We start from the raw sequence: 20,595 nt of genomic DNA on the forward strand, positions 1-20,595 counted from the left end.
TATATCGGTGCCCGCGCCTTGGTGAGCAGTTTGCCAAAGGTGGAATGGCTGCTCGGAGATCGAGGGTATGACGCCGACTGGTTCCGAGAAGCGTTGAAAGACAAAGGGATACGCGCCTGCATCCCCGGTCGCAAGCAGCGCAAGAAAACCGTCAAGTACGACAAGCGCCGCTACAGACGCCGCAATCGGATCGAAATCATGTTCGGCAGGCTGAAGGATTGGCGGCGTGTGGCGACCCGATACGACCGGTGCCCGAAGGTCTTCCTGTCAGCCATCGCTCTCGCCGCACTCGTCATTTACTGGCTATGAGTCCTGACCCTAGCCAAGGCACTTACGCTACGGTCCACTGGGCCCGCGCCGAGACTTTATACAGAACCGCAGTTACGTATCATTCTGAGATGACATCAGGGCAAAGCCGGCTTTGTCATTGCCGCCGACCCCCTGGTCGACAACACCCCGCCCCAGTCTACCTCTTTCCGGGTGCGGCGCATTCCGGTGCCGCACCCGGAAAGAGAAGGCGATGCAGATGGCCCGCGAGACCCTGTACCCCGAGGCCCGGCGCGGCTTTGTGACCGCGCTGAGCCTTTATGCCTGCCTGGGCTGTGTGATCTTTGCCGTCAGCATCCTGATCGCCGATTTCGTGGTGCCCGATCATGACTGGATCGCCGACACGATCAGCGATCTCGGCGCCGGCAAATACGAATACATCGTGGATATCGGCATCTATGCCTTTGCCGCCGCGCTGATCGCCGCCGCACTTGTGGCCGCGCATCTGCATCCGGGCGGCCGGGGATGGAGCTTCGGGCTGGTGGGGCTGGCGGTGCTGGCCTTGATCGTCTTTCTGGTCGGCGCGCGGAACGAATACGGCGATCAGGACAAGGACGGGGCGGTCATCCATGTCTATCTGGTTTATGCGCTGGGCGTGCTGCAATTCCTGGTGCCGCTCGGCATGGCCCGGGGCGCGGGACGGCACGGCGGCCCGCATGGCCGCATCCTGGTGGCGCTGGCGGCGCTTTGGCTGGTCTCCGCGCCGGTGTTCTTTTTCCTGCCAACCGGGATCGACGGGCTGTACGAACGCTACCTCGGGGTGATTGCCATGGCGATGGTGGTGACGCTGGCGCATCTGTTTCACCGGCTCTGCCGCTAGGGCCGGCCAACACCTGACCGAAAGGGGGCGGTGGTGCAGGGCGCGGGGGCACCGCGCTTGCTCGACGGGGTGCGCCGCGTCGATAAGGCGCCGCGCGGCCGTTGCGCCGATGGCCAAGCCCGGCTAAACCCGCGCCCCATGAGCGAGACAAAACACCCATCAGGCGCGCCCTGGCGCAATTTTTACGGCCGGTTCAAGGGCAAGGGCCTGCGCAAGTCGCAGGAACGCTATCTGGACGAGGACCTGGCCGCGCTGTCGCCCGGCCCGGTCGGCTGGGACGAGAACCCCGACCGCGCGCCGCTGGACCTCGGGGCGCTGTTCGGCGGCCGCGATCTCTGGCTGGAGATCGGCTTCGGCGGCGGCGAGCATCTGGTGCATCAGGCGGCCGCCAATCCCGACGTCGGCATCATCGGCGCCGAGCCCTACATCAACGGCGTCGCCATGCTTCTTGGTAAGGTGCGGCAGGCCGGCGTGGACAACCTGCGCATTCATCCCGGCGATGCCCGCGATCTGTTTGACGTGCTGCCGGAGCGTTCGGTCTCCAAGGCCTTTCTGCTCTATCCCGATCCCTGGCCCAAGAAACGCCATCACCGCCGCCGCTTCGTGACGCCGGAGCATCTGGCGCCGCTGTCGGCGCTGATGAAGCCCGGCGCGGAGTTCCGCGTCGCGACCGATATCCCTGATTACGTGCGCCAGACGCTGGAGCAGGTGCCGCGGCACGGTTTCGAATGGCTGGCCGAGCGGCCCGAGGATTGGCGCCGGCCCTGGGAGGACTGGATCTCCACCCGCTACGAGCAGAAGGCGCTGCGCGAGGGCCGGGTGCCCCATTATCTGACGTTTCGGAAGACCTAGGCGGGCTGTATGGCCGACGCGGCTTGGCGGGGTTTCCCCGCGCGCGCCGGACCTGATCCGGCGCCTCTCCCTCGGGCCCGGCGGTGGGGGCCCGGGGCAGGCCGGGGACGGTGGCGCAGCGGCGACGGGCAGTTTTCCTCCGGGCGCTTCCGCCGCGGGATGGACCCCCCTCAACCCGCTTGCTATGAGGGCGCGAGCGATAACGAAGGAACCCGCCCATGTCCGGCCACGGCACGCCCATTCCAATGATTTCCACGCCCTGCGGCCCGCTGTCCGGCGTCGCCGAGGTGCCCGGCGACAAGTCGATCTCGCACCGTTCGCTGATCCTGGGCGCCATGGCGGTGGGCGAAACCGTGGTGACCGGGCTGCTCGAAGGCGAGGACGTGCTCGACACCGCCAAGGCGATGCGTGCCTTCGGCGCCGAGGTGATCCGCGATGACGATGGCACCTGGCATGTGCACGGCGTCGGTGTCGGCGGCTTTGCCGAACCCGACCAGGTGATCGATTGCGGCAATTCCGGCACCGGCGTGCGGCTGATCATGGGCGCGGCGGCGACCTCGCCGATCTCGGTCACCTATACCGGCGACGCCAGCCTCAACAAGCGGCCCATGGCGCGGGTGACCGATCCGCTGGCGCTCTTCGGCTGCCAGGCGGTCGGCCGCTCCGGCGGGCGGTTGCCGATGACGCTGGTGGGCGCGGCAGAGCCGGTGCCGGTGCGTTATCAGGTGCCGGTGCCGTCGGCGCAGGTGAAATCCGCGGTGCTGCTGGCCGGGCTGTGTGCGCCGGGCCAGACCGTGGTGATCGAGAAGGAGGCCACTCGCGACCACACCGAGCGGATGCTGGCCGGTTTCGGCGCCGAGATCACCACCGAAGAGACCGACGAAGGCCGGGTCATCACCCTGACCGGCCAGCCCGAATTGACGCCGCAGGTGATCGCCGTGCCGCGCGATCCCTCGTCGGCGGCCTTCCCGGTCTGCGCGGCGCTGATCACCCCCGGCTCGGACGTGCTGGTGCCGGGCATCGGGCTCAATCCGACGCGCGCCGGTCTCTTTACCACGCTGCAAGAGATGGGCGCCGATCTGACCTACGAGAACCAGCGCGAGGAAGGCGGCGAACCGGTGGCCGATCTGCGTGCGAAATATTCGCCCGACATGAAAGGCATCGATGTGCCGCCGGCGCGCGCCGCCAGCATGATCGACGAATACCCGGTGCTGTCGGTCGTGGCCGCCAATGCCACCGGCGTGACCAACATGACCGGCGTCAAGGAGCTGCGCGTCAAGGAAAGCGACCGGATCGAGGCGATGGCCACCGGCCTGCGCGCCTGTGGCGTCACGGTCGAGGACGGGCCGGACTGGTGGCGTGTGACCGGGCAGGGGCCGGGAACGGTCAGCGGCGGGGCGACCTGCGCCAGCCATCTCGACCACCGGATCGCCATGTCCTTCATGGTTCTGGGGATGTCGACCAGGCAGCCGGTGCGGGTGGATGACGGCACGCCGATCGCCACCTCCTTCCCGATCTTCGAACCTCTGATGGCACAGCTTGGCGCCGACGTGCGCCGCGAGGCGTAATCCGGCAGCGGAAAGGACGAATATTCATGGCGTTTACCATTGCAGTCGACGGCCCGGCGGCCTCTGGCAAGGGCACGATTTCCAAGGCGCTGGCGCGACAGCTGGGCTATGCCCACCTCGACACCGGGCTGCTCTATCGCGCGGTTGGGCGCCAGGTGCTGGACGGCGCCGACCCGCTGGCGGCGGCGCAGGCCTTGACCGCCGAGGCGCTGGACGATCCGAGCCTGCGCACCCCCGAGGTCGCTCAGGCGGCCTCGAAGGTGGCGGTGCTGGGCGATGTCCGCGCGGCGCTGGTGGATTTCCAGCGCGCCTTCGCCCGCCGCGATGGCGGGGCGGTGCTGGATGGCCGCGACATCGGAACGGTGATCTGCCCCGAGGCCGAGGCCAAGCTCTATGTCATCGCCAGCGCCGAGGTGCGCGCCGAGCGGCGCTTCAAGGAGCTGACCGGCAAGGGCATCGAGACCACGCTGGAGACGGTGCTCGCCGATGTCCGCGCCCGCGACGAGCGCGACATGGGCCGCGCCGAGGCGCCGCTGAAGCCGGCCGAGGATGCGGTGCATATCGACACCACCGCGATGGACATCGAGGCCGCCATCGCCGCGGCGCTGGGTGCGGTCCGGGCCCGGCAGGAGGCCCGCACATGAGCCGCCCCACACGCAAGATCGCCGGCGCCGAGGTTTCGGCCATGGGGGTGGGCGCCATGTCCTTTGCCGAGTTCTACGGGCCGACCACCGAGGAAAACTCCTGGGCGGTTCTGGATGCGGCGATGGAGTTGGGCGTGACCCATATCGACACCTCCAACGTCTATGGCATGGGCCGGTCGGAAGAGGCGATCGGCGCCTATCTGCGCCGCAACGGTGCGGCGCGCGAGGTGTTCCACATTGCCACCAAGGCGGGGATTTCCAAGGACGCCGCGGGCAACCGCTGTTTCGACAATTCGCCGGAGCATCTGGAGGCCGAGCTCGACCGCAGCCTGTCGCGCATGGGGATCGAGGCGGTCGATCTGTTTTACGTGCACCGGCGCGAAGAGGCCCGGCCGATCGAAGAGGTGACCGCGACGCTGGTCGCGCTGCGCGACAAGGGCAAGATCAAGGGTTTCGGCTTTTCCGAGATCGCGCCCGCCTCGTTGCGGCGGGCGGCCGCCGTGGCCCCGGTGGCGGCGGTGCAATCGGAATATTCGCTGGCGACCCGCGCGCCCGAACTGGGTCTGGTGCAGGAATGCGCCCGCCAGGGCACCGCGCTGGTGGCCTTTTCGCCGCTGGGCCGGGCCTTTCTCACCGACCGGCCGATCGAGGCCGAACGGGTGCCGACATTGGCCTGGATGAAGAGCAATCCGCGATTTCTCTCGCCCAACTACGAGGCCAATATCGCCGCGACCGACCGGTTCCGCGCCCTGGCGGCCGACATGGGCGAACCGGCGGCGGCGCTGGCGGTTGCCTGGCTTCTCGCGCAGGGCTCGCAGATCCTTCCGATCCCCGGCACCCGGTCGGTTGCGCATTTCCGCGAATGCGTGCGCGGCACCGAATTGGCGCTCTCGACCGAGGATCTGGCCCGGATCGAAGAGGCGCTGCCGGTGGGCTGGGCCCATGGCGACCGCTACAGCGTCGGGCAATACGTCGGGCCCGAGCGGTATTGCTGAGCCGATGAGCGGCGATTTCGCCTCCCTGCGCCTGCCCGCGCATATGCAGCGCAGCTCGGTGCTGGCGGCGAAATACCAGCCCGAGGGCTATCTCGCGGCGCTCGACCGTGAAACGCTGTGGTATGATGCGATCTGGTCGGAGGGGCGGCTTTTCCTGGTCTGTCCGCCGCTCAACAATTTCCGCACGGCCTTTCGCAAGGCGGTGTTTCGCGGCGATGACCGGGTGCTGAAATTCCGCCGGTTGCGGCGCTATGCGCGCCATGAGGTGGCCGAGCTGGATGCGCCGAACTGTCCCGCGGAGATTTCGGTGCTGCTTCAGGGCTGGACCGGCACCAGCGGCGTGAGCCGCGCCGCGCATGCGGAGTTTGCCGGGCTGAACACGGCGTTCGTGATGTCCCGCGACAATCCCATCGAGTGGCTGGTGACCCATGCGCGCTATCACCGCGACGCCCATGGGCTCGAGGCGCTGATCGTGATGGACAATGGCTCGACCGCCTACGGCATCGCCGAGTTGCGCGCGGCGCTGGAGGGGGTGGGGCTGTCCCGGCTGACGGTGCTGGATGTGCCGTTCAAATACGGGCCGGTCGGGCGGAAGCCTTATCGCCGAACCGAGAAATACATGCAGACGGCGCTGTTCAACGTGCTGCGGCTGCGCTTTCTGGGGCAGGCCCGGGCGGTGCTGAATTGCGACGTCGACGAGCTGATCGTGACCCGGGGCGAGAGCGTGTTTGATGCCGCCTGCGCCGCGCGGTTGGGCTTCGTTCAGGTGGCGGGGCATTGGGTCTATCCGGCGCCCGGCGCGGAGGGGCCGTTCAGCCACGCCGATCACAGCCACACAGCCGCGCCGCCGCGCCCCTGTCCGCCGAAATGGTGCCTGGTGCCCTCGGGGCGGCTGGGCGGGTTCAGCTGGGATGTGCATGGGATGGAACGGTTGCCCTTCCTGCGCCGCCGGACCCATGCCGACCTGTCGTTTCTGCATTGCCGCAGCCTGACCACAGGCTGGAAAAGCCTCAAGCGCGATCAGGTGCCGCAGGACACCGTGCCGGACCCCGAGGCGGCGGTGGCGGCCGAGGTGCTGCGCGGGTTGCCCGGGCAGGGCTGACCCGCCCGGCCGCGCTGGCGAAGGGCCTTGAAACTCGGGGCGCAGAGGTGTAAGGACGCCCCGTCGACAAGGCGATAAACGCCGCAGAACAAGAGATCGGGCAGGGTCGGGCAATTTCTCCGGCCCTCTTTCGTTTTGCGGAGGCCCGCGTGACCAAAGCTCCGTCGAGAGGCGGCGCATCATGTAAGACCGGTGGAGACAACCACCCGGCCAGAATAGTGACTTGAAAAAGGAACCAACCGCCACATGGCAAACACATCGATGGAGGAATTCGAAGCCCTCCTGAATGAAAGCTTCGAAATGGACACCCCCGAAGAGGGCTCTGTCGTCAAAGGCAAGGTCATCGCGATCGAAGCGGGCCAGGCCATCATCGACGTCGGCTACAAGATGGAAGGCCGCGTCGAGCTGAAAGAATTCGCGAACCCCGGCGAACAGCCCGACATCACCGTCGGCGACGAAGTCGAAGTCTTCCTGCGCGCGGCTGAGAACGCCCGTGGCGAAGCCGTCATCTCGCGCGAGATGGCCCGCCGCGAGGAAGCCTGGGACCGCCTGGAAAAAGCCTATGCCGACGACCAGCGCGTCGAAGGCGCGATCTTTGGCCGCGTCAAAGGTGGCTTCACTGTCGATCTCGGCGGCGCCGTGGCCTTCCTGCCCGGTTCGCAGGTCGATGTGCGCCCCGTGCGTGATGCCGGCCCGCTGATGGGTCTGAAGCAGCCCTTCCAGATCCTCAAGATGGACCGTCGCCGTGGCAACATCGTTGTCTCGCGTCGCGCGATCCTCGAAGAGAGCCGCGCCGAACAGCGCGCCGAAGTCATCGCCAACCTGGCCGAAGGTCAGGCGGTCGACGGCGTGGTCAAGAACATCACCGAATACGGCGCCTTCGTCGATCTGGGTGGTGTGGACGGCCTGCTGCACGTCACCGACATGGCATGGCGTCGTGTGAACCACCCCTCGGAGATCCTGTCGATCGGCGAGACCGTGAAGGTCCAGGTCATCAAGATCAACAAGGAAACCCACCGTATCTCGCTCGGCATGAAGCAGCTTCAGGAAGATCCGTGGGATCTGGTGGCCGCCAAGTATCCGCTGGAATCGGTGCACCAGGGCCGCGTCACCAACATCACCGACTACGGTGCATTTGTTGAGCTGGAGCCCGGTGTCGAAGGTCTCGTTCACGTCTCGGAAATGTCCTGGACCAAGAAGAACGTGCACCCCGGCAAGATCGTTTCGACCTCGCAGGAAGTCGAAGTCATGGTGCTCGAGATCGACCAGGCAAAACGCCGTGTCTCGCTTGGCCTCAAGCAGACGATGCGCAACCCCTGGGAAGTCTTTGCCGAAACCCACCCCGAAGGCACCGTCGTCGAAGGCGAAGTCAAGAACATCACCGAATTCGGTCTGTTCGTTGGCCTGCCGGGCGAAATCGACGGCATGGTTCACCTGTCGGACCTGTCCTGGGACGAGCGTGGCGAAGACGCGATCCAGAACTACCGCAAGGGCGACGTGGTGCAGGCCGTGGTCTCCGAGGTCGACATCGACAAGGAGCGCATCTCGCTCTCGATCAAGAACGTCGGCGGCGACAAGTTTGCCGATGCGATCGGCGGCGTGAAGCGCGGCTCCGTGATCACCGTCGAAGTGACGGCGATCGAGGATGGCGGCATCGAGGTGGAATACGAAGGCATGAAATCCTTCATCCGCCGCTCCGACCTGTCGCGTGACCGTGCCGAACAGCGCCCCGAGCGCTTCTCGGTCGGCAACAAGGTCGACGTCCGCGTCACCAACGTCGACAGCAAGAGCCGTCGGCTCGGCCTGTCGATCAAGGCACGCGAGATCGCCGAAGAGAAAGAGGCCGTGCAGCAGTATGGTTCCTCCGACTCCGGCGCATCGCTGGGCGACATCCTCGGCGCGGCCCTGAAGGGCGGCGACGAGTAAGCCTCGCGCTGATCCGAACTCGGAAAGCCCCGGTGCCTTGCGCCGGGGCTTTTTCTTTGCCCCCTTCGGCGGTGCCACGGGCCGGGCCCGGCCAGGCGCCTGCGCGAAAAATCGCAGCGAATCAAAGGTCAGGGTTGACAGGCCGGCAATCCCCAACTGCTGCCGATTTGCCGCCCGTTTGTGCGCGCGGCCGCCCCGGAATGCAAAAAAATCGCGAATTTTCAGGGAGTTTGCCCCTCGCGCATGTTTGCGAAACACGACAATCTATCTATAGTCGCGAATGTGAGACTTCACGCGCGGACCGGTTCAGGGGGGATGGCGTACATGATCAGATCAGAACTGATCCAGAAACTTGCGGATGAAAACCCGCACCTCTATCAACGCGATGTGGAGCGCATCGTAAACACCGTGTTCGAAGAGATCACCGGCGCCATGTCGCGCGGCGATCGGGTCGAACTTCGGGGGTTTGGTGCCTTCTCGGTGAAAAAACGCGATGCGCGCACCGGACGCAACCCGCGCACCGGCGAAGCGGTTGAAGTCGAGGAAAAGCATGTGCCGTTCTTCAAGACCGGCAAGCTGCTGCGGGATCGTCTGAACGGAAAGTAAAGTCACACCATGCGGTACATCAAATACGCCTTTCTGGCGATCGTGGCCCCGGCGCTGGTTGCCGTGGCCGTGGCCAACCGGGATATCGTCACCCTGACGCTGCTGCCCTCGGGGCTGGCGGCGCTGGCCGGCATGAACCAGGCGATCGATCTGCCGCTCTTTGTGGTGATCATTGCCGGGGTGGCTGCCGGCCTGTTGATCGGCTTTGTCTGGGAATGGCTGCGCGAGTTCAGGCAGCGCGCCGAAAGCGCCCGCAAGGACCGCGAGATCAAGGAGCTCAAGCGTCAGCTCCGGCGTCTTCGGGCCGAGAAGCATGCGGGCGAGGACGAGGTGCTTGCCCTGCTCGACGAGGCAAGCTGACCGACCGCGCATGAACGATGTCCGCACCAAGATTTGTGGCCTGACACGGCCGCAGGACGTGGCCGCCGCCGCCGCGGCCGGAGCCAATTACCTCGGCTTCAACTTCTTTCCGAAATCGCCCCGCTACCTCGACATTCCCAGCGCCGGGCAACTGGCGTTGGATGTGCCGCCGGGGATCGCCAAGGTCGTTCTGGTGGTGAACCCCGACAACGCGCTGCTTGATGCCATCACCGGCGGCATGCCGCTCGATATGATTCAGCTGCACGGGCAGGAGAGCCCCGAGCGGGTGACCGAGATCAAGGCGCGCTACGGCCTGCCGGTGATCAAGGTGCTGGGCGTGGCCGATGCGGAGGACCTGCCGCCGCTGGAGGCTTACGGCCGGGTCGCCGATCAGCTTCTGGTGGATGCCAAGCCGCCGAAGAACGCTGAATTGCCAGGCGGCAACGGGCTGACCTTTGACTGGCGGCTGATCGCCGGGCGGCGCTGGCCGGTGCCCTGGATGCTGGCGGGCGGGCTGACGCCCGACAATGTGGGCGACGCCATCGCCATGACCGGGGCGACCCAGGTCGACGTGGCCAGCGGCGTGGAAAGCGCGCCGGGTATCAAGGATGCCGAAAAGATGGCCGCCTTTGTCCGCGCCGCCAATGCGCCCCGAAACGTGCCGCCCAAGCTGCGCTAGGCGGGCACGGTCGGGAATCCCTGACTGGATTATTTTCACCAAGTCTTGCATGATCTCCATGCGCAGGCGGCCTGAACGGAATTACCCGTTCATTCCCGGCGGCCGGCGCATGATATTTCGAGGTGATAAAATGCAAAGATTTTTCAAGGCCAACAAGGCCGCAGCCCGCCGGGCGCGGCTCGCGGTCGAGCGCAGGCTGCTCCCGGCCGGCTATCCGGGGTTTCAGGCCACGCCCGGCGACATGGACTGGCAATCAGAGCTCTGGGTGCGGATGTTTGTGGACATGTCCTATTGCGTGTTCTCCGAAAGCGGCATGATGTTTGCCCGGCGCGGCGTGACCGATGACGGCCAGATGATCTGGCTGGTCAAGCACATCCAGCGGCCGCTGGCGTTTCACGCGGTGGCGCATGATCCGGCGCAGGCCTTTGCCTGCGCCAGAGAGGCCTGGGCCGCCTGTGACGCCTTGCGGAAACGGCGGGCCGAGATCCGGGCGCTCTGCCGCAATCTGCTGATGGGCCGCGCGCGATTCGATGTCACGGTCGAGGATGCCGCCGCCGCGCCGCTGTCGTCGGTCGAGGTGCGGTTCTTCCTGCGTCGGATGGGGCTTTCGCGGCGGCGCCGGATATCGGGCCGTCTGGCGGCGCTGATCGCGCTGATCGAACCCCAGGTGGGCATCGTGGTCTGGACCGCATTTCGCCGCCAGACCCAAGGCCAGGAAGTGACCCGCGCCGCCCTGGCCTGACCCGGGTGCCTCACAGCGCGCGCGTCATCTCGATCGCGACGGCCTGTTCGGAAAAGCCGACAAAGCGATAGCTGTCTTCGGGCAGCGCTTCGCGCAGGGCCTTGTATTCATGGTGGCGCCAGCCGGGATAGCCGTAGAGCTCGTCGAAGAGCAGCACCGAGCCCGCCACCAGCCGCGGCCTGATCTGCGCGAGCACGAAGGCGGTGGGCGTATAGGTGTCCATATCGAAATGCGCCAGGGCGAAAGGCGTTTCGCCCTGCTGCACCAGCCAGCCCGGCACGGTGTCCTGCACCCAGCCCTTGACGAGCGTCACGTTGCTGCGCACTTCCGGCAGCACGCCGTCGAGATTGTAGCGCCCGGCCTCGCCACCCCGGGAATGTCCGGTCCAATCCTCTTCCAGCCCCTCGAAGCTGTCGAAGCCGGTCACATGGCCGCCCTCGGGCTCCAGCATCCGGGCGAAGAGGTTGACGCCATGGCCGCGCCAGACGCCGAACTCGGCATAGAGCCTGCGGGCGCCATGGGTGGCCAAGGCCTGCTTGGCACAATATTTCCTCAGCCCCGCCTTGCGCGGAAACAGCATGGCGCCGGTCATCGCCTCGCGAAAGGTTTCGAAGCTGTCGCGCACTGCGTGCTCTTGCAACAGCGTGAGCGGCGTCATGCGCTCGGGCTGGTCGTCGCTCATCCGGCAACCTGCAAGACGATCTTGCCGATATGGCCGCCGGCCTCCATCCGGGCATGGGCGGCGGCGGCGTCGGCCAGGGCAAAATCGCTGTCCATCACCGGGCCGATGCGGCCGGTGTCCAGAAGCGGCCAGACCTCGCGGCGCAGGTCCTCGGCAATCCGCGCCTTGGCCAGATCGCTCTGCGGCCGCAGGGTCGAACCGGTGATCGTGAGCCGGCGCGTCATCAGCGGCGCAAAGTTGACCTCGGTCTTGGGCCCTTGCAGAAAGGCGATCTGCACCAGCCTCCCGTCCTCGGCCAGGCTCTTGAGATTGCGCACGATGTAGGGGCCGCCCACCATGTCGAGGATCAGGTCGGCCCCGCCCTCGGCGCGCAGCACCTCGACAAAATCCTCTTCGCGATAGTTGATCGCCCGTTCGGCACCCAGATCGGCGCAGGCGCGGCATTTCTCGGCCGATCCGGCGGTGGCAAAGACCCGCGCGCCAAAGTGCTGCGCCAGCTGGATCGCCGTCGTACCGATGCCGGAAGAGCCGCCGTGCACGAGAAACCGCTCGCCGGCCTGCAAGCCGCCGCGCCGAAAGACATTCGACCAGACCGTGAAATAGGTCTCCGGCAGACAGGCGGCCTGTTTCAGCTCCATACCCTTTGGGATCGGTAGGCAGTGTGCGGCCGGTGTCGCCACGTATTCGGCATAGCCGCCCCCGGGCAGCAGCGCGCAGACGCGGTCGCCCACCTCCCAGTCGCTGACATTGGTGCCGATGGCCACGATTTCGCCCGAAGCCTCGAGACCTGGCAGGTCGCTGGCCGAGGGCGGCGGCGCGTAAGAGCCGGCGCGTTGCAGCGCGTCGGGACGGTTGACCCCGGCCCAGGCCACGCGGATCACCACCTCGTTGGGGCTCGGTTCCGGCACCGGGCGCTCGGTGAGTTGGAGAACATCCGGTCCGCCGGGGGCGGTGATTTCCACCGCCTGCATCATCTTGGTCATCTCGTGTCCCTCAATGTTCGGTATCTTGTGGCCGCCAGCGCCCGGGAAAGCCTGACGGCGGTTTCGGCGCCCGCAGGCGCGACAGCAGCATATCCGGTCCGGCCATGAGCTTGGACAGTACCGGGTTGCCGCGGGCCTGCGCCTTGACCTTCTCGACCTGCATCACGTTGTCGATTCTGCGGTCGAGAAACTCCCAGGTCGCATGGTGGTCGGGCGTGTCGTCGCCCAGCCAGTAGAGCACCGTGGCGCTGTAGACCGCGCTCAGCGTGGCCCGCTTGGTGTACCAGTTGACGTCGTCTGATGTGTCGCCAAGCGCGGTCCAGATCGCATCGGCGGTGTTCCAGATCGCGCGGGCGCCTTCGGGCGCATGGTTGGGCAGGGAAAACAGCGTCATCCCGCGCCGCACCAGTTCCCTGTCCTCGACCGCCTCGAGCCGGGCGCGAACGGCAAAGGCGATGCGGTCGCGAAAGCGCATCGCCGAGAGGTCGGCCTGCTCGATCCGCGCGATCATCGCGCTGTCGCCCTTGCGGTGATAGGCCAGCGCCAGATCCACCGCGCCGCGCGGATAAAGCGCGCGGGCCACCGTTTCGTTGACTTCGCTCTGCGCGATCGCTGCGCGAAAGGCGGGTTCGCTCCAGCCGTCAAAGGGCACATGCGAGGTCATTGCCGCCAACAGCCTGTCTTCCACCGGGGTTTGCGTCATCTCTGGATCTCCTGTCGGGCCGAGGTTATCGCGCCCGGCGCGGCAGCGAAAGCCGCATCCTGCGCCGCTTGGCCGGACTGGCCATCGCTGCCAGGCGGCGGCGGTGTCGGGCGGACCGCTGACCTGGATTGGCCTCTTCCCGCGTCAGGCGGGGACTGGCTCAACCATGCGAGGGCGGGGCTTGTTCCCTGCTGCAAGCCAGCCAGCGGCTGCGGCACCGCGCCACTGGACAAAGCGGGGTGGGCTTGTTATATGGCGACTTCCTGCAATTTCCTTGCAACTCAAACTTAGAAAGGTGGTGAAAACCACATGCAGGTTAGTGTTCGCGACAACAATGTCGATCAGGCGCTTCGTGCCCTGAAGAAAAAGCTGCAGCGTGAAGGCGTATTCCGCGAAATGAAGCTCAAGCAACATTTCGAGAAGCCGTCCGAGAAAAAAGCGCGCGAGAAAGCTGAAGCGATCCGCCGTGCCCGGAAACTGGCGCGCAAGAAAGCCCAGCGCGAAGGTTTGCTCTGAGCAACCCAGCTTTGGACACAAGAGAATTGGACCCCCGGGCGTGCGCTTCGGGGGTTTTTCTTTGTCCGGTGCTTGGCGCGGCTGGACGCAGACGCAAAGGGCCGGCCTCCGTCGGGAGGCCGGCCCTTGCTCAATGCCCGGGCGTCAGGCGCCGGGCGCAATATGGCTGGCGTTATTCGAAACGCGCCTGAATGCGTTGGCGTTTGTCGCCTTCGCTTGCGTCGCTGGACAGGATGTTCAGGATCACGGCGACTTCCTCGTCACCGATGCGCGCGAGATCGGCAAGCGTGACCTCGGGCGCAAAGGTCCGAATCCTTGCCAGGTTGGTCTGGTTGACGAAATCGCTCGTCGCTTCGGCGTTCATCATCATCGAGTCGTCGCCCTCGAAGAGCGCGCGCACGGTGGAGCGTTTGTCCCCGCCATCTTCACCGGACGAGATGGTATTCAGGATGCCGGCGATCTGTTCGTTTTCCATCGCCTGGAGATCCGCCAATGTGGCCTCGGGCACATACGCCTGAATTTTGGCCAGGTTGGTCTCGTTGGCGAATTCGCTGGTCGCCATGCTGTCCATATCCATTGCGCTGGAGTCTTCGAACAGCGAGCGCACGGTCGAAGCCTTGTTGCTGCCCGAGTCGCCCGAGCTGATCGCGTTCAGGATCACCCGGATTTCGGTATCGGTCATGGCCTGAAGGTCGGCCATGGTTGCTTCGGGCACGAAATTCTGAATCGCCAGCAGGTTCTGCTCGGTCGCTTCGATGGTGGCGGCGGTCGCACCGGACGCACCGGCGAGAACGATGGCGCTTGCGTAGAGAATGCGTTTCATGTCTTGTCCTTTCGGTAAACGGCCCAGAGGACCGGAACTTGGTTACTCGTTTGGCGGCCGTTGAGTGCCACCAGCCCACCACGAACTGGCGCGCTCGGCGCCGGTCTCAATGCAAATGCCGCCAAAGCCCGGTAAACAAAATGTTTGTGGCCGTGTTCAGTATCTGCACTAGACAGGGGTAATGCGCTGATTTTGAAAGGAAACGATGCTCTCACCATTGCGATACAGATTAGTTTTGGCAAGAGACCTGTAGCGTTCGGACGGGCAACCCGAGGCCGGGCTAAACCAGTATCCCGAAACTAGAAAACCGGCCCGAGGGGCCGGTTTTTGGGGCTGTTCTGCCGGGGGAGTTCCGGCAGAACGGCAATCGAGGGCAGGGGGTCAGCCTGCGTTGTTGACCAGCGAGCGCACGGTCGAGGTGACTTCGCTGCGCGATTCATCGGAGTTGATCGCGTTCAGGATGACGAGGATCTGGCGCTCGGAGAGTTGCGACAGGTCAGCGTTCGGCGCGTATTGCTGGATGGTGCGTTCTGCCACGGAGTTGGCCACGGTTGCAGCCGATGCGGTGGTGGCAGCCCCTGCCAGAACGAGAGCGGTGATTGCGATGATGTTTTTCATTGTCGTTTCCTCAGTTCAATGGTGCCCGTCTGGGCGTTTCTGTTCGAAGTCGGTGGTCGCCTCCGACACCAATCAAACTGGGGGATGCCGCGGCGGTTCTCAAATCACGCTCTGGCTCACGCCGGCTCACCAACTTGTGGACTTGAAACTTGCACAACGGCTTCCAAGGGGGTGAAAACAAGCGGTTTTTCACGATCTGGTGGCACAGACGGGAGACCGGAGCGTGAACCGAAAGGCCGGAAAGCCGGCTGTCATGAGGCGTAAACATTATTTGTGCACTCATGCACATGGAATTCTGAAATAACTTCTCACGGCGCGGTGACGCGCAGCGACGGAAAGTGAGCGTCGGCACGTTACATATTGTCGGTCTCGCGGGTCTCCGGCGGAAAAATCGGGGTTGATTTCGAATCTCGCCGGTAGTATCCGGTCACCCGGCCACAGGGGTATAGCTCAGCTGGTAGAGCGACGGTCTCCAAAACCGTAGGTCGCGGGTTCGAACCCTGCTGCCCCTGCCAATTTCCCATGACATGCGATGCGCGGACCGGTCCGAGCGCAGTGCGCCAGGCGTTGGCTTGCACTCGACCGGAGCGGCCACTACGCTGAAAATCTGAGCAGCGCGAAGGAATTGCCGCGACATTGCCCGCTCAGGTTGCGGTCTCTTGGCGCCGGAATTGACTCCACCCGGCCGAAGGGCGTCAATCCTCGGCAAAGGCTGACCGCCCGAGGTAATCAAGAGGAGATCACCAGCGCATGGCGTCCCCCTCCGCCACATTCTCCACCCGACTGACCAAGCTGGTCCAGGAAATCTATCCCGATCTCGACGCGCATATCCTATCGAGCCAGATCATCGAGGCCTTCTGGCCCGACGACGCCCACCGCCGCAAACGCGGCCGGGTGCCGTCGAACAAGCTCTGGTCGGAACATGACGCGGTGCTGATCACCTATGGAAATTCGATCGTCGACGGTCAGCACAAGCCGCTCGACCTGCTGCATGATTTCCTGCTGCGCAAGATGAAGGGCGTGGTCAACGGCGTGCATATCCTGCCGTTCTTTCCCTATACCTCCGACGACGGTTTTGCCGTCACCGATTATCGCGCGGTCAATCCCGAACTGGGCGGCTGGGCCGATATCCGGCGCATCGCCGATGAATTCCATCTGATGTCCGATCTGGTGCTGAACCATGTCTCTTCGCAAGGTCCCTGGTTCAATGCCTATCGGCAGGGGCAGGCGCCCTATGATCGCTATTTCTTCGAGGCCAGCCCCGAGGACGACCTGAACGAAGTGGTCCGCCCGCGCACCACGCCGCTGTTGCAGGAGATCGAGACGCCGCAAGGCCCGCGCCATGTCTGGTGCACCTTCAGCCACGATCAGGTCGATCTCGATTTCCGCAATCCCGAGGTGCTGATCGAGATGCTGCGGATCATTCGCCTGCATATCGACAATGGCGTGCGCATCCTGCGGCTCGATGCGGTGGCCTTCCTGTGGAAGGAGATCGGCACCTCCTGCATCCACCTGCGCCAGACCCATGCGGTGGTGCAGCTGATGCGGCTGCTGTGCGATTTCGCCACCGAGACAGTGGTGCTCCTGACCGAGACCAACGTGCCCCGGACCGAGAACCTGAGCTATTTCGGCAACCGCAATGAGGCGCATGTTGTCTACAACTTCCCGCTGCCGCCGTTGATCCTGCATGCGATGCAATCCGGCAGTGCCCGCTTTCTGCACCGCTGGCAGACCGCGATGCCGCCGGCGCAACTGGGCTGTGCCTATCTCAACTTCACCGCCAGCCATGACGGCATCGGCATGCGCCCGGCGGACGGCGTGTTGCCGGCGCAGGAAAAGGCACGCATGATCGAGACGGCGCAGGCCGCCGGCGGGCTGGTCTCGATGCGCTCGCTGCCTGGCGGCGGCCAGGAGCCCTACGAACTGAACTGTGCCTTCTTCGAGGCGGTGCGCCGCACCTTCAAGGGCGAAGACGAGCATCACATCGACCGTTTCCTCTGTTCCCAGACCATCGTCATGTCGCTCGAAGGCATCCCGGCCTTCTATATCCATTCGATGCTGGCCACACCGAACGATCACGAGGCGGTCGCGCGGCGCGGCATGAACCGGGCGATCAACCGGCATCGCTGGGATTACCCGACGCTATTGGAGAAGCTCGACGATCCCGAGAGTACAAGCTCCGAGGTCTTGCGGCGGATGTCCGAGCGGCTGAAGCTGCGTGCCCGGCAGACGGCTTTCCACCCCAATGCCACCCAGTTCACCCTGTCGCTGGACGAACGTGTTTTCGGCCTCTGGCGGCAGAGCCTCGACCGCGACCAGTCGATCTTTGCGCTGCACAATGTCAGCGACGAAGAGTTGCGCGTCTCGCCCACGGCGGTGAACCTGATCGAAGGCGAGACCTGGCTCGATCTGCTGACAGGCGAAGAGATCGACGCCAACGGCGAAGATATCGTCTTTGCACCCTATCAATGCCGCTGGATCACCAACCGCTGGTAGGGGGGCGCCTCAGGCCGGGTCGAATTCGGCCTCGTCCTCAGAGACGGCAGTGCGCAGATCAGCCAGGAAGCTCGGGTCTGCGGCGTGGACGCGGTGCCAGGTGGGGATAAAGGGCGTCTCGTGCGGATTGTCGAGAAAGACCTGACCGGCCGAGATGATGTTCTCGGCAAACAGTTCGATGCTCTTTTCCTCGCGATGCCGGTCAAAGCTGAGCCCGTTCATCGTCGCGTCATTGGCGTAGCTGTCGAGCAGGTCGAGCGCCGTGCGGTAATAGGTGGCCTTGAGCGTGCGAAAGACATTGGGTGTGAACACGGTGCCATCGGCCGCCAGCTTGCGGAAGATCGCCTTGCAGATGTCGGTCGACATGCGGCTCAGCCCCTTGCTGGCATCCTCGGGCGAGAGATCCTGGTGCTTGTGGTCATAGGCGTCCGAGATCTCGACCTGACAGACCGATTTCGGCGCCAGGTTGCGCCAGGCCTCCGACAACGTGCCGATCTCCAGCCCCCAGTCCGAGGGAATGCGCAAGTCGGGCAGGATCGGCGTGCGCATGGCAAACTCGCCCGAGAGTGGATATCGGAAGGAGCGCAGGTAGTCGATATAGTCGCGGTCGCCGATCACCTTTTTCAGCGCGATCAGGATCGGCGATACCAGCAGCCGCGTGACCCGGCCGTTCAGCTTGTCGCCGCCGATTCGAGGGTAATAGCCCTTGGACATCTGGTAGGGGAACGACGGGTTGGCCACCGGATAGACCAGCCGCGCCAGCATCTCGCGTTCATAGGTCAGGATATCGCAATCGTGCAGTGCCAGCACTGCGCTGTCGGCACAGGCGATGAGATAGCCGATCGAGGACCAGACGTTCTTGCCCTTGCCCTGTTCCTGCGGCGCCAGCCCGTGGCGCGTCAGCCTTGCATCCAGCGCCTGCATCCGCGGGCTGTCGTTCCAGATCACAGTATGGGTCTGCGGCAGCCGGTCAAAGAACTTGCGGGCATGGCGGTATTCGGTCTCGTCGGCGCGATCGAGACCGATGATGATCCGGTGCAGGTAGGGCACATGCGAGAGCTCTTCGAGGATGTGCGGCAGCGCCGTGCCTTCAAGCTCGGAATAGAGCGACGGCAGGATCAGCGAAATGCGCCGGGTCTGGGCATAGGTGGTCAGCTCGTATTCGAGATCGTGCAACTCGCGGGTGCGCAGATTGTGCAGGGTGGTGATATTGCCGTTCTGGTGGAAATCAGCCATCTGAAGGCGCCTCTTTGTTGTGCTTCACGTCTTGTACTAGGGCCAGCACGGCGGCGTTCCAGCCCTCCGGTCCCGGCGTTTCGGCGCGGCGCACCCGGCCGCTGTCCTCGCCCGGCAGGCGCGGCAGGGGGCGGCTGTGCGGGTTGGGGATGATGACGCCGCGATCGGCCGCTTCCAGCATTTCGATGTCGTTGGGCGCATCGCCGAGCGCCAGCGTCATTCGCGGCGTGTATTGCGCGATCAGCGCCGCCATCTGGTCGGCCTTGGTCTGACCGTGGGAAAACGTGAGAAACCTGCCGCCGCGCCGGGCGTGCAGTCCGGCCTTGCCGGCGCTGGCGAGAAACTTCTCCAGCCCGGCCGGCGTGCCGGTCCAGCGCCCCGGCTCGCTGAATTCGCGGCGCCGGGCAAGGGCGGCCTGCGCGCGCGGCAACCCGGTGACACGGGCGACTTCGGCGTCGCTCATGTCGCCAAAACCGTCGAAGGCGCAAAACCCTTGCGGCAACTGACGCAGGGTTTTCCGGATGGCGCGATAAACGCTGTCGTCAAAGCCCTCCTCGGCACCCGCCGCAAGCAGCCCGGCGCCGTTCTCGACGATGGCGGGCCAGCCGGCGAGGCCGAGTGCCGCGCGCAGCGGTGCCACCTCGGCGGCAGTCTTGCTGGTGGCGAGAACCACGCCGGCGCCGATCTCTGCCAGCGCGGCCAGCGCGGCCCGGGCGGGGGCGAAGGAATAGCTTTCGTGATCGAGCAGGGTGCCGTCGAGATCGGAGAACACGAGAAGGGGCAGGGCGCGAGTCATGCTCAAAGACTAGGCAGCCGGCAGCCAAGGCGCCACAGATGGCGGGTGTCTCTGGCGCGTAATTGACCGTCGCTGCCTAGAAAACAGGCAGGCCTCGCCGGCAAAGCCGGTGCGGCGGACCTTGAAATCTGTCGGCGAGGCGCGTAAGTCGCCCCCTGACCCTTGCAAGGACAGACCAATGGCAATGACCAACCCCCTTCAGTTCATTCAGCAGGTGCGCGCCGAGATCGCCAAGGTCGTCTGGCCCACCCGCCGCGAAGTGCTGCTGACCACGGTGATGGTATTCATCATGGCGACCCTGACGGCGATCTTCTTTGCCATCGTCGATCTGCTAATCCGCGGCGGGCTTCAGGCTGTCCTGAACATGTTCGGCTGACCTCCCGCTCCCGCGCCGCGCGGCGGCCGGGGCATGTCAGCTGCCAGCCGGTCCGGGCCTTGCGCCCGGGAGGCTGGGTATTCCATCAGGTCAAGGAGGTCCCATGGCAGATCTGAAGAGTTCCGCAACGCGCAATCTGGCCCATTACCGCGAGATTCACCGCACCGATCCGCGGTACGGCCGCTCGTCGCAAAAGCTGGTCGGGCTGATCGCCGATGCGGTGCGCGCCGGTCAGGCCACCACCCCGGGTTGGCAGCCGAAGACGCTGCTGGATTTCGGCTGCGGCAAATCGCAGGCGGCCGAGCGGGTGGCAAAAAAGCTGGGGCTGACGCATTACCTTTATGATCCGGCCATTCCCGGCCTCGAGACGCTTCCGGTGGCGCAGGCCGATCTGGTGATGAACACCGACGTGCTCGAGCATCTCGACGAGACCGAGGTGGACCTGCTGATCTCGGATGTGCGTGGGCTGACCGATCATGCCTATTTCAATATCGCCACGGCACCGGCTTCCAAGGTGCTCGACAGTGGCGAGAACGCCCATGCGACGGTGCAGCCGCCGGAGTGGTGGCAGGCCCGCATTGCGATGCATTTTCCCACCGTGGTACGGCTGCCGGCGGCCAAGAACCGGGTGAGCTTTGCGACCTGGCAGATCTCCGAAAAGGAGATGCGCCGGGTGGTGGCCGGCGACATGTGGCGCCGCAAGGACCGGATCAAGGCCGTCATGTATCGGCTCGGGCTGGGGTAA

General features: G+C 65.1%; 23 protein-coding genes and 1 tRNA gene. 17 read left to right on the forward strand and 7 right to left on the reverse strand.

Annotated features, from left to right (window positions below; all coding sequences use genetic code 11):
• From BMW90_RS24560 to BMW90_RS24615, 12 genes are all read left to right on the forward strand, one after another.
• The coding region (locus tag BMW90_RS24560; RefSeq protein ID WP_074840255.1) for an IS5/IS1182 family transposase at window positions 1–309 on the forward strand (309 nt) is incomplete at its 5' end.
• A 217-nt stretch (window positions 310–526) separates the two neighbouring features.
• The gene (locus BMW90_RS24565; RefSeq protein WP_048532980.1) at window positions 527–1,147 is read left to right on the forward strand and encodes a DUF998 domain-containing protein; all 621 of its coding nucleotides are present in this window, start codon (window positions 527–529) and stop codon (window positions 1,145–1,147) included.
• A 138-nt stretch (window positions 1,148–1,285) separates the two neighbouring features.
• Window positions 1,286–1,999, forward strand: coding sequence for a tRNA (guanine(46)-N(7))-methyltransferase TrmB (gene trmB / locus BMW90_RS24570; protein ID WP_074840297.1), 714 nt, complete (start codon window positions 1,286–1,288; stop codon window positions 1,997–1,999).
• A 218-nt stretch (window positions 2,000–2,217) separates the two neighbouring features.
• A complete protein-coding gene (aroA, locus tag BMW90_RS24575) occupies window positions 2,218–3,567 on the forward strand; it encodes a 3-phosphoshikimate 1-carboxyvinyltransferase (protein WP_074840257.1) in 1,350 nt (449 codons plus the stop codon).
• A 26-nt stretch (window positions 3,568–3,593) separates the two neighbouring features.
• Complete coding sequence (locus BMW90_RS24580; protein ID WP_074840259.1) at window positions 3,594–4,211, forward strand: (d)CMP kinase; 618 nt, start codon at window positions 3,594–3,596, stop codon at window positions 4,209–4,211.
• Window positions 4,208–5,206, forward strand: coding sequence for an aldo/keto reductase (locus BMW90_RS24585; RefSeq protein ID WP_074840261.1), 999 nt, complete (start codon window positions 4,208–4,210; stop codon window positions 5,204–5,206). The genes BMW90_RS24580 and BMW90_RS24585 overlap by 4 nt, the downstream gene beginning before the upstream one ends.
• A gap of 4 nt (window positions 5,207–5,210) precedes the next feature.
• A complete protein-coding gene (locus BMW90_RS24590) occupies window positions 5,211–6,308 on the forward strand; it encodes a hypothetical protein (protein ID WP_074840263.1) in 1,098 nt (365 codons plus the stop codon).
• 246 nt (window positions 6,309–6,554) lie between these two features.
• On the forward strand, window positions 6,555–8,234 hold the full coding sequence (gene rpsA, locus BMW90_RS24595; protein ID WP_048532974.1) for a 30S ribosomal protein S1: 1,680 nt from the start codon (window positions 6,555–6,557) through the stop codon (window positions 8,232–8,234).
• 324 nt (window positions 8,235–8,558) lie between these two features.
• A complete protein-coding gene (gene ihfB / locus BMW90_RS24600) occupies window positions 8,559–8,840 on the forward strand; it encodes an integration host factor subunit beta (protein WP_048533965.1) in 282 nt (93 codons plus the stop codon).
• Between the two features lie 9 nt (window positions 8,841–8,849).
• Window positions 8,850–9,200, forward strand: a complete 351-nt coding sequence (locus tag BMW90_RS24605; RefSeq protein WP_074840264.1) for a LapA family protein — start codon at window positions 8,850–8,852, stop codon at window positions 9,198–9,200.
• Between the two features lie 10 nt (window positions 9,201–9,210).
• The gene (locus tag BMW90_RS24610) at window positions 9,211–9,879 is read left to right on the forward strand and encodes a phosphoribosylanthranilate isomerase (RefSeq protein ID WP_074840266.1); all 669 of its coding nucleotides are present in this window, start codon (window positions 9,211–9,213) and stop codon (window positions 9,877–9,879) included.
• A 130-nt stretch (window positions 9,880–10,009) separates the two neighbouring features.
• On the forward strand, window positions 10,010–10,621 hold the full coding sequence (locus BMW90_RS24615; RefSeq protein ID WP_074840268.1) for a hypothetical protein: 612 nt from the start codon (window positions 10,010–10,012) through the stop codon (window positions 10,619–10,621).
• A 10-nt stretch (window positions 10,622–10,631) separates the two neighbouring features.
• Here BMW90_RS24615 and BMW90_RS24620 read toward each other — a convergent pair whose 3' ends face one another.
• From BMW90_RS24620 to BMW90_RS24630, 3 genes are read right to left on the reverse strand one after another with little or no spacing between them, the layout of a single operon-like run.
• Window positions 10,632–11,303 (reverse strand): class I SAM-dependent methyltransferase, encoded by a 672-nt coding sequence (locus BMW90_RS24620; protein WP_048532969.1) that lies wholly within the window; start codon window positions 11,301–11,303, stop codon window positions 10,632–10,634.
• Window positions 11,300–12,286, reverse strand: coding sequence for an NAD(P)H-quinone oxidoreductase (locus tag BMW90_RS24625; RefSeq protein ID WP_074840270.1), 987 nt, complete (start codon window positions 12,284–12,286; stop codon window positions 11,300–11,302). Before BMW90_RS24625 ends, BMW90_RS24620 begins: the two co-directional genes overlap by 4 nt.
• Before the next feature lie 10 nt (window positions 12,287–12,296).
• A complete protein-coding gene (locus BMW90_RS24630; RefSeq protein ID WP_048532966.1) occupies window positions 12,297–12,989 on the reverse strand; it encodes a COQ9 family protein in 693 nt (230 codons plus the stop codon).
• A gap of 309 nt (window positions 12,990–13,298) precedes the next feature.
• Here BMW90_RS24630 and rpsU point away from each other — a divergent pair, with 309 nt between their 5' ends.
• Window positions 13,299–13,505 carry a 30S ribosomal protein S21 gene (gene rpsU, locus BMW90_RS24635; protein ID WP_005614280.1) on the forward strand — a complete coding sequence of 69 codons (207 nt, stop codon included), beginning with the start codon at window positions 13,299–13,301 and terminating at the stop codon, window positions 13,503–13,505.
• Between the two features lie 172 nt (window positions 13,506–13,677).
• Here rpsU and BMW90_RS24640 read toward each other — a convergent pair whose 3' ends face one another.
• Window positions 13,678–14,328 carry a hypothetical protein gene (locus tag BMW90_RS24640; protein WP_074840272.1) on the reverse strand — a complete coding sequence of 217 codons (651 nt, stop codon included), beginning with the start codon at window positions 14,326–14,328 and terminating at the stop codon, window positions 13,678–13,680.
• 381 nt (window positions 14,329–14,709) lie between these two features.
• Window positions 14,710–14,946 (reverse strand): hypothetical protein, encoded by a 237-nt coding sequence (locus tag BMW90_RS24645; RefSeq protein WP_048532963.1) that lies wholly within the window; start codon window positions 14,944–14,946, stop codon window positions 14,710–14,712.
• A gap of 439 nt (window positions 14,947–15,385) precedes the next feature.
• Between BMW90_RS24645 and BMW90_RS24650 the strand changes: the two genes are divergently transcribed.
• Both BMW90_RS24650 and BMW90_RS24655 read left to right on the forward strand, forming a co-directional pair.
• Window positions 15,386–15,461, forward strand: a tRNA-Trp gene (locus BMW90_RS24650).
• Window positions 15,462–15,696: 235 nt separating this feature from the next.
• Window positions 15,697–17,442, forward strand: a complete 1,746-nt coding sequence (locus BMW90_RS24655) for a sugar phosphorylase (RefSeq protein WP_074840274.1) — start codon at window positions 15,697–15,699, stop codon at window positions 17,440–17,442.
• Window positions 17,443–17,451: 9 nt separating this feature from the next.
• Here the strand turns inward: BMW90_RS24655 and BMW90_RS24660 are convergent, their stop codons facing one another.
• Entirely contained in the window at window positions 17,452–18,678 is a 1,227-nt protein-coding gene (locus BMW90_RS24660; protein ID WP_074840276.1) for a glycosyltransferase family protein, read from the reverse strand.
• On the reverse strand, window positions 18,671–19,474 hold the full coding sequence (locus BMW90_RS24665; RefSeq protein ID WP_074840278.1) for an HAD-IIB family hydrolase: 804 nt from the start codon (window positions 19,472–19,474) through the stop codon (window positions 18,671–18,673). Before BMW90_RS24665 ends, BMW90_RS24660 begins: the two co-directional genes overlap by 8 nt.
• A gap of 178 nt (window positions 19,475–19,652) precedes the next feature.
• Here BMW90_RS24665 and secE point away from each other — a divergent pair, with 178 nt between their 5' ends.
• Together secE and BMW90_RS24675 are read left to right on the forward strand one after the other, a co-directional pair.
• The gene (secE, locus tag BMW90_RS24670) at window positions 19,653–19,850 is read left to right on the forward strand and encodes a preprotein translocase subunit SecE (RefSeq protein ID WP_048532958.1); all 198 of its coding nucleotides are present in this window, start codon (window positions 19,653–19,655) and stop codon (window positions 19,848–19,850) included.
• Window positions 19,851–19,953: 103 nt separating this feature from the next.
• Complete coding sequence (locus BMW90_RS24675) at window positions 19,954–20,595, forward strand: hypothetical protein (protein WP_074840280.1); 642 nt, start codon at window positions 19,954–19,956, stop codon at window positions 20,593–20,595.

Source organism: Marinovum algicola, from assembly GCF_900109145.1.
GTDB lineage: Bacteria > Pseudomonadota > Alphaproteobacteria > Rhodobacterales > Rhodobacteraceae > Marinovum > Marinovum algicola.

Coding starts and splice junctions, on each gene's coding strand:
- BMW90_RS24640 (WP_074840272.1), bottom strand. CDS start 14,328: ATGAAACGCATTCTCTACGCAAGCGCCATCGTTCTCGCCGGTGCGTCC.
- BMW90_RS24660 (WP_074840276.1), bottom strand. CDS start 18,678: ATGGCTGATTTCCACCAGAACGGCAATATCACCACCCTGCACAATCTG.
- trmB (WP_074840297.1), top strand. CDS start 1,286: ATGAGCGAGACAAAACACCCATCAGGCGCGCCCTGGCGCAATTTTTAC.
- BMW90_RS24620 (WP_048532969.1), bottom strand. CDS start 11,303: ATGAGCGACGACCAGCCCGAGCGCATGACGCCGCTCACGCTGTTGCAA.
- BMW90_RS24645 (WP_048532963.1), bottom strand. CDS start 14,946: ATGAAAAACATCATCGCAATCACCGCTCTCGTTCTGGCAGGGGCTGCC.
- aroA (WP_074840257.1), top strand. CDS start 2,218: ATGTCCGGCCACGGCACGCCCATTCCAATGATTTCCACGCCCTGCGGC.
- BMW90_RS24585 (WP_074840261.1), top strand. CDS start 4,208: ATGAGCCGCCCCACACGCAAGATCGCCGGCGCCGAGGTTTCGGCCATG.
- BMW90_RS24615 (WP_074840268.1), top strand. CDS start 10,010: ATGCAAAGATTTTTCAAGGCCAACAAGGCCGCAGCCCGCCGGGCGCGG.
- BMW90_RS24565 (WP_048532980.1), top strand. CDS start 527: ATGGCCCGCGAGACCCTGTACCCCGAGGCCCGGCGCGGCTTTGTGACC.
- BMW90_RS24590 (WP_074840263.1), top strand. CDS start 5,211: ATGAGCGGCGATTTCGCCTCCCTGCGCCTGCCCGCGCATATGCAGCGC.
- rpsA (WP_048532974.1), top strand. CDS start 6,555: ATGGCAAACACATCGATGGAGGAATTCGAAGCCCTCCTGAATGAAAGC.
- BMW90_RS24655 (WP_074840274.1), top strand. CDS start 15,697: ATGGCGTCCCCCTCCGCCACATTCTCCACCCGACTGACCAAGCTGGTC.
- BMW90_RS24580 (WP_074840259.1), top strand. CDS start 3,594: ATGGCGTTTACCATTGCAGTCGACGGCCCGGCGGCCTCTGGCAAGGGC.
- BMW90_RS24610 (WP_074840266.1), top strand. CDS start 9,211: ATGAACGATGTCCGCACCAAGATTTGTGGCCTGACACGGCCGCAGGAC.
- BMW90_RS24625 (WP_074840270.1), bottom strand. CDS start 12,286: ATGACCAAGATGATGCAGGCGGTGGAAATCACCGCCCCCGGCGGACCG.
- BMW90_RS24665 (WP_074840278.1), bottom strand. CDS start 19,474: ATGACTCGCGCCCTGCCCCTTCTCGTGTTCTCCGATCTCGACGGCACC.
- secE (WP_048532958.1), top strand. CDS start 19,653: ATGGCAATGACCAACCCCCTTCAGTTCATTCAGCAGGTGCGCGCCGAG.
- BMW90_RS24630 (WP_048532966.1), bottom strand. CDS start 12,989: ATGACGCAAACCCCGGTGGAAGACAGGCTGTTGGCGGCAATGACCTCG.
- BMW90_RS24605 (WP_074840264.1), top strand. CDS start 8,850: ATGCGGTACATCAAATACGCCTTTCTGGCGATCGTGGCCCCGGCGCTG.
- ihfB (WP_048533965.1), top strand. CDS start 8,559: ATGATCAGATCAGAACTGATCCAGAAACTTGCGGATGAAAACCCGCAC.
- rpsU (WP_005614280.1), top strand. CDS start 13,299: ATGCAGGTTAGTGTTCGCGACAACAATGTCGATCAGGCGCTTCGTGCC.
- BMW90_RS24675 (WP_074840280.1), top strand. CDS start 19,954: ATGGCAGATCTGAAGAGTTCCGCAACGCGCAATCTGGCCCATTACCGC.